6 protein-coding genes and 1 tRNA gene are annotated in these 7,315 nt (G+C 70.7%); 2 read left to right on the forward strand and 5 right to left on the reverse strand.

Annotated elements, in window-relative coordinates; all coding sequences use genetic code 11:
* The 3 genes from AC2VON_RS02475 to AC2VON_RS02485 form a co-directional block, all read right to left on the reverse strand.
* Window positions 1-610, reverse strand: a 610-nt coding sequence (locus AC2VON_RS02475; protein ID WP_486951514.1) for an ABC transporter ATP-binding protein, incomplete at its 3' end; no start/stop codon positions are given.
* A gap of 13 nt (window positions 611-623) precedes the next feature.
* Window positions 624-1,199, reverse strand: coding sequence for a bacterial proteasome activator family protein (locus AC2VON_RS02480; RefSeq protein WP_486951515.1), 576 nt, complete (start codon window positions 1,197-1,199; stop codon window positions 624-626).
* Window positions 1,178-3,115, reverse strand: coding sequence for a DUF6541 family protein (locus AC2VON_RS02485; RefSeq protein WP_486951516.1), 1,938 nt, complete (start codon window positions 3,113-3,115; stop codon window positions 1,178-1,180). Before AC2VON_RS02485 ends, AC2VON_RS02480 begins: the two co-directional genes overlap by 22 nt.
* Window positions 3,116-3,235: 120 nt before the next feature.
* Here AC2VON_RS02485 and AC2VON_RS02490 point away from each other — a divergent pair, with 120 nt between their 5' ends.
* Entirely contained in the window at window positions 3,236-4,432 is a 1,197-nt protein-coding gene (locus tag AC2VON_RS02490; RefSeq protein ID WP_486951517.1) for a cysteine desulfurase-like protein, read from the forward strand.
* Window positions 4,433-4,534: 102 nt separating this feature from the next.
* Here the strand turns inward: AC2VON_RS02490 and AC2VON_RS02495 are convergent, their stop codons facing one another.
* Entirely contained in the window at window positions 4,535-5,515 is a 981-nt protein-coding gene (locus AC2VON_RS02495) for an NAD(P)H-quinone oxidoreductase (protein WP_486951518.1), read from the reverse strand.
* Between the two features lie 78 nt (window positions 5,516-5,593).
* Here AC2VON_RS02495 and AC2VON_RS02500 point away from each other — a divergent pair.
* Window positions 5,594-5,680: transfer RNA gene (locus AC2VON_RS02500), tRNA-Ser, on the forward strand.
* A gap of 236 nt (window positions 5,681-5,916) precedes the next feature.
* On the opposite strand, the gene lipE is transcribed toward AC2VON_RS02500, so the two are convergent.
* Window positions 5,917-7,167 carry a lipase LipE gene (gene lipE / locus AC2VON_RS02505; RefSeq protein WP_486951519.1) on the reverse strand — a complete coding sequence of 417 codons (1,251 nt, stop codon included), beginning with the start codon at window positions 7,165-7,167 and terminating at the stop codon, window positions 5,917-5,919.
* Window positions 7,168-7,315 lie beyond the last annotated feature (148 nt).

Genomic DNA, 7,315 nt, shown 5'->3' on the forward strand with positions numbered 1-7,315 from the left:
TCTGCAGCCGGGACTGGGCCTTCTTCATGAATTCGGCGTCCACCGCGCCGATGCCCTCGTCGAGCAGCAGGATCTCCGGGTCGATGCTGGTGACCACGCCCATCGCCAGCCGCACCCGCATCCCGGTGGAATAGGTGCGCAGCGGCATCGACAGGTGATCGCCGAGCTCGGTGAACTCGGCGATCTCGTCGACCTTGGCGGCCATCTGCTTTCGCGTCTGCCCCAGGAACAGCCCGCGGATGATGATGTTCTCGTAGCCGGAGATCTCCGGGTCCAAGCCGACCCCGAGGTCGAACACCGGCGCCACCCGGCCGGTCACCGTCGCCGAGCCGCGCGTCGGCTCGTAGATGCCGGAAAGCAGCCGCAGCAGCGTGGATTTCCCGGCGCCGTTGACCCCGACCAGCCCCACCCGGTCGCCCAGCGACAGCGACAGGGTGATGCCGCGCAGCGCCTCGATCACCACCACGCTGGCGCCTGTGCGCCCGACCACGCCGCCGGCCCTGCCCAGGAACGCCTTCTTCAGCGACCGCGACTTGGCGTCGAAGATGGGGAACTCCACCCACGCGTCGCGGGTTTGGATGTGTGGGTCGGGCCGATCAGGGGCCGCCACCGCCGACCAACCCCTACAGGTACTGGCCGGTGCCGGAATGCCCGTGGGCGCCGGGCTTGACTCCGGGCGGCAGCACCCCCTGGCGCATCTGTTCCAGCTGCGCGCGGGCGGCCATCTGCTGGGCGAACAGCGCCGTCTGGATGCCGTGAAACAGTCCCTCCAGCCAGCCCACCAGCTGAGCCTGGGCGATGCGCAGCTCGGCGTCCGACGGTGGTGCGTCCTCGCGCAGCGGCAGCGTCAGCCGGTCCAATTCCTCACGCAGCTCCGGGGCCAGCCCGTCCTCCAGTTCGGCGATGCTGGCGGCGTGCACCTCACGCAGCCGGTTGCGGCTGGCGTCGTCCAGCGGCGCGGCCCGGACCTCCTCCAGCAGTTGCTTGATCATGGTGCCGATACGCATCACCTTGGCGGGCTGCTCGATCATGTCGGTCAGCGACTGTTCCGCGGCGCCGTCCTCGGGCTGAGCCTGGGTCTGGGCCCCAGCCAGCAGCCGCGGGTCGGCACCGAGGATCTCGATGCCGTCATCGCTGTCGTCGGTGCTCAACAGGGTTCGCCTCCTCTTAGCGCCTCTTACCGCTTGCTCCCGCGCCATTGGTAGATGCGGGCTCCGCCATTGTCGTAGATTTTCGCCCACGATCGGGAGTCATCGAGCGACAGTAACCCCTCGGGCAGGGTGAAGCCCCGCACGGTCGGGCTGGAGATCAGCACGTAGCGGATATTAAGCGCACGGATCGCATCGGCAACCCGCGGATCGGTGTCGGCGTCGTCGGCGTGGGCCCAGAAAAGGAACCGGTTCGGGCCCGGGCCCTGCTGCACCGGGTAGTCGTAGTGCGTCCACAGCGGATGCAGACCGGCCACCGCGTACATCCACGCGGTGCCGTCGACGTTGGCGTTGCCGACCAGCGTGTCGCGGGCGCCGGGCAGGGTGGCCAGGTAGGCGAACGCGGCCAGGTCGCGGGAGTCGATCATCACCGAGTCGTACTTGTCGCCGAACAGCACCCGGTGTCGCGGCAGGTAGTGCCGGGCCAGCCCGGCCGTCGAGGCCACCAGCAGCACCGCAGTGGCCGCACCCCATGTCACCGGCCGCAGCGCACCCCGCCGCAGCGGCGCAACGACCATACCGACCAACCCGGCCAGCGCGATGCCGGCCATCGGGGTCAACAGCAGGGTCACCATCGCCGAAAGCCGTCGCGGGTCGTTGTAGAACAGCTGGGTGACGGCGCCGATGACGGTGCCGGCCGGGCCGCCGAACGGCGCCGAGGATCCCACGATCGCCACCACCAGCACCGCCCACAGCGCCAGCGGCCACCAGATCTTCTTGGCCAGCAGGATCACCGCTCCGGCGGCGGCCAGCACGATCAGCGCGTACTGGATAGGAAAGTCGTTGAGGTGACGGGTGAACTGCAGCAGCGCGTCGCGCAGCCCCGACCACCTGCCCTCGTGGGTGAGGAAGGAGTGCCCGGCGATGATGTCGGCTTGGTTGCGCACACTGAGCAGCTGTGGTGCCAGCAGCAGCCCGGTCGCCACGGCGACACCGGCCAGGGCCACAGCGTCGGCGCGGCGCCCGCGCACCGGATGCCGCAGCGCCTCCCCCAACCACCACGCGGCCACCAGCAGCACGGCGACGACCCCGCCGGTGAGGTGCACCGAGAACACCCCCACCAGCGCCAGCACCGCTACGCCAATCCGGTCGCGATGCGCCGGTGTGGAGGTGATCAGATAAAACGCCGGCACCGCGATTCCGTAGCCGGCCAGGTTGGGCGCCGCCGCGGTGCCGAACTCGACATAGGGCACCGAGGTGAACGACGCCGACAGCGCGGCGGAGGTGCCGGCGGCCACCGACGTGCGCCATTCGGACACTCCCGCGCGGCGCAGCAGCCGCCATGTCAGCAGCGCGGCGCTGACCGGAAACAGCCAGACCGACGCGGCCAGCGAGCTCAGCGTGAAGCCGGTGGTGGGCGCCGCGCCGGTCAGCTCGCACAGCACCGCGGTCAGCGCGTGGAACGCCGACGGGTAGTACAGCGCGGCGTGGGTTTCGACGTTGCGCAGCTCGCCCATGTGGGTCGGCGAGGCCTGGCCGGTGTCGCCGATGAACCGGACGGTGTTGGCGTGCCAGACCGCGTCCCAGGTGCTGGGGATGCTCTGCCAGTCGCCGATGCCGCGCACCGCCGCCCACCCGATCAACGCCGCGCCCAGCAGCACCCCGGCGGCCACCGTGAGCATCGGTCCGGTCGGCACCGCAGCTTCGTCGGCCCGGTAACGGGCCAGCAGCACCCGAAAGCCCGCCGCGACGCCGACCAGCACCACCAGCGTGACCAGCGCCGTCGCAGCGTTCCACCCGATTCCGACCGCGCCGAACGGCACGATCGCCAGCCCGACCGCGCCGTAGGTCAGCGCCGGGCCGACCGCTACCGCGAGCGGCCAGGTCAGCCGTGCGGCCGCGGCGATGACCGTCCCGGGCACGATCAGCAGCAACAGCGCGGATACCACCCCGAACGCCAAGCCCACCGGACTAGTATGTCTGCCGGGGGTGACCCGGTTCGGCGCGGCGGGGCGCTGTCCGGAGAGCCCCGGATACTCACTGTGGTCACAGTTTGCCCGTTCCGCGGAAACTTTGAGGTGGCTGGCATGGCCTATGACGTCGCCCGGGTGCGGGGATTGCATCCGACGCTGGGTGACGGATGGGTACACTTCGACGCCCCGGCGGGCATGCTGATTCCGGACTCCGTCGCGACGACGGTCTCGACCGCGTTCCGCGGTTCGCTGGCGACCACGGCCGGCCCCCACCCCGCGGCACGGCGCAGCGCCGCGGTGCTGCAGGCGGCCCGCCAGGCGGTGGCCGACCTGGTCGGTGCCGACCCGCGCGGGGTGGTGTTGGGCGCCGATCGCGCGATATTGCTGACGGCGCTGGCCGATGCGGCGTCGTCGCGGGTCGGCCTGGGATACGAGGTGGTGGTCACCCGCCTCGACGACGAGGCCAACATCGCGCCGTGGCTGCGCGCCGCGGACCGCTACGGCGCCAAGGCCAAATGGGCCGAGGTGGATATCGAGACCGGTGAGCTGCCCACCTACCAGTGGGAGGGGCTGATCACCAAGTCGACCCGGCTGGTCGCCATCGCCTCGGCGTCGGGCACCCTGGGCACGGCGACCGACCTGCGCACGGTGACCAAGCTGGTCCACGAGGCGGGTGGGTTGGCGGTTGTCGACCACTCCGTCGCGGCGCCGTACCGGCTGGTCGACATCGACGAGATCGATGCCGACGTGGTGGCGGTCAACGCCGCCGCCTGGGGCGGTCCGCCGGTCGGGGCGCTGGTCTTTCGCGATCCGGGGCTGATCAACTCGTTTTCGTCGGTGTCGATGAACCCGCACGCCGCCGGGCCGGAGCGCTTAGAGGTCGGGGTGCACCAGTTCGGTCTGCTGGCCGGTCTGGTCGCCAGCATCGAGTACCTGGCTGCGCTCGACGAGTCTGCCCGCGGAACTCGCCGCGAAAGGCTTGCCGTCTCCATGCAATCGGCGTCGGCGTATCTGAGCCGGCTCTTCGACTACCTGCTGAGTTCGCTGCGGTCGCTGTCCCGGGTGATGACGATCGGGCAGCCCGAGTTGCGCATCCCGGTGCTCAGTTTCGCCGTGCACCAGGTGCCTGCCGAGCGGGTGGTGCAGCGGCTGGCCGACAACGGCGTCCTGGCGATCGCCAACCCCAGATCGCGAGTGCTCGAGCTGATCGGGGTCAACGACATCGGGGGTGCGGTCACCATCGGGCTGGGCCACTACTCGACGATGGCCGAGGTCGACCAGCTGGTCCGCGCGCTGGCGTCGCTGGGCTGAGTGCGCTTCGCCGCGACGGCGCGCGCACCCTTCGCCGCGAGTGTGCGCGTCGCCGGTCGACGCGCCGGGCGGAAACCCGTTTTTGGGCACGCTCGGCCAAAGCTAACCGACCGTCAAGACGACCTTTCCGGTCACCTGTCCCGACGACAGCAGCGCGTGCGCCTCGCCCGCCCGCTCGATGGGAAGACGCGCGCCGATCACCGGCTTCACCCGCCCGCCGGCGATCATCGGCCAGACCTCGGCCTGCACCGCATCGACGATGACGCCCTTGCCGTGCGGACCGCTCACCGGCCGCCCGCGCAGCGCGGTGGCGATCACCCGCGCCCGCTTGCCCAGCAGCGTGCCCAGGTTGAGTTCGCCGCGCACCCCGCCCTGCAGGCCGATGACGACCAACCGGCCGTCGGTGGCCAGGGCGTCGAGGTTGCGATCTAAGTAGGCGGCGCCCATGATGTCGAGGATCACGTCGGCGCCCGCACCGCCGGTGGCGTCGCGGACCGCCGCGACGAAGTCCTCGTCGCGATAGTTGACGGTGATCGCCGCGCCCAGGTCGCGGCAGAACTCCAGCTTGGCCGCCGATCCGGCGGTGACCGCCACCCGCGCGCCCAACACCCGCGCCACCTGGATGGCGTGGCTACCCACGCCGCTGGCCCCGCCGTGGATCAGCAGCAGCTGCCCGGCGGCCAACTCGGCGGCCATCACCAGGTTCGACCAGACCGTGCAGGCCACCTCCGGCAGCCCGGCCGCGTCGAGCAGGCTGACACCGGCGGGCACCGGCAGCACCTGCTCGGCCGGCACCGCGACGTACTCGGCGTAGCCGCCCCCGGCCAGCAGGGCGCAGACCTCTCGCCCGGCAGCCCATCTGCTCACCCCGGCGCCGACAGCGGCGACGACGCCGGAGACTTCCAGGCCGAGAATCTCGCTGGCACCCGACGGCGGCGGGTAGTGCCCGGCGGCCTGCAGCAGGTCGGCCCGGTTGACACCGGCCGCGCTGACCCGCACCAGCACCTCGCCCGGTCCGGGCTCGATGTTCCGAACCTCCCGCCAGACCAGTCGGCCGGCGGATTCGACGACGACGGCGTGCATGCTCGACAGGTTACGGGCTGCGGATCCGCGCGGTTTGGAACTGTGCCGCCTGCACCCAGCACCGCTACGCTTTTGGGCGGTGGCGTGGCAGAGCGGCCTAATGCACTCGCCTTGAAAGCGAGAGACGGCTAAACCCGTCCGGGGGTTCAAATCCCTCCGCCACCGCCGGCGTCGCTGCTCAACGCGCCGCCCCGCCCTTGCCTCGCCCGCCCCTTGTGCCGAGCATGCCCCACCCCTTGCGCCAGCATGCGCAAACTCGCACTGCTGGGGCCGATTCTGTGCGATTTTCTGCATTCTCGTCGCGACGGTCACCTGGTGGAACAACGCAGTCGCGGCTGGCGACCTGACCTAAGACCTCGTGGACGGCCCAAATTTAAGAGGCGGTACGGAGACGACACTGGTCAGTCCACCCGCGGGATCGCCGCCGCGATGGTATCCATCAGTGCGGTATACCGACCCGCTTCCGGGTCCCGGCCGGGCTTACCGCTGCTGATCAACCCGGCGGCCAGCCCGCGCTGCGGGTCGGCCCAGATGGCGACGTTGACCAGCCCGAGGTGACCGAACGCCGCCGGTGCGCCCCGACCGAACGGCCCGAACCGCGTCGACCCCAGCATGTAGCCGGTGCCCCAACGCAGCGGCACCAACCCGGTCGCGACGTCCGGGCGCAGCCGCCGGCACTGCGCCGTCGCGGCCCGCAGCGTCTCCGGGGCCATGATCCGCACCCGATCGAGTTCACCGCCGCGTCGCCAGATCTCGGCGAACCGAGACAGCTCGAAAGCGGTGGAGATGGTGTTCGACGACGGGATCACGCTGGTCAAAAATAACGGCTTGTTGGTGTAGGGGATGACCTCGTGCACGGTGCCGCCGATCGCTTTGCGGAACAGGCCCGCAATCGGCGCCGGCAGCGGCGCGCCGGTGGCGTGACTCGGCGCCACCAACGGCACGTCGTCTGGGGCCACCCCGAAATTGGTCCACCGGAACCCGAGCGGATCGAGGATCTCGGCGGCCAGAATGTCGCGGATGTTCTTACCCGTCGCCGCCGAGACGATCTCGCGCATGAGCGGCCCCCAGGTCAGCGCGTGGTACATGTGCATCCACCCCGGCGGGTACACCGGCCGCAGCGTGGCCAGCTGCTCGCGGGCGTAGGCGCTGTCGTCGACCCGGCGCACGTCCGGTCGCGGCCCGGTGGGAAACGGCACCCCGGCGCTGTGGGTCAGCACATGGCGGATCGTGGTACGGCCCTTGCCGTAGCGCTGGTAGCCCGGCAGGTAGTCGCAGACCCGGTCGTCGAGCGAGAAACAGCCCCGCTCGACCAGCATGTGCACCACCGTCGCGGTGATCGCCTTGGCCGCCGAGTATGCACAGAACGGCGTGTCAGTGGTCACCGGTACCTTCTCGGCGTCGGGCGGATCGGCCGGGGCGTTGCCCCAGCCGTGCCCGATCGCGCGGTTGAGCACCACCCGGCCGTCGTGCCGCAGGCACAGCTGGATCGCCGGGTGCATCCCGGCGGCATACCAGTGCCGCACGGCCTGCCAGATCCGTTCGATCGCAGCGGGGTCGATTCCGGTGTGGTCTTCTGCGCCGGTCGCGGTGACGGCGTCGAAGTCGGCTTCCACGCGGATCCTGCCGTCGGGTGCGCTGGGGCCGGCCATAGCGGTCAGGCTAGCTGAGATTGCAGCGAGGGCTGTGATCCGCTGGAATCCACGACCCGGGACGCAGTCTCAACCGGCCGCTTGGGCGATCTCGGACCCATACTCCAGCAGGAGCACCCCGGCGCCGATCAGCACCACGCCCCCGGCC

This window comes from Mycobacterium sp. TH-M82, from assembly GCF_057473605.1.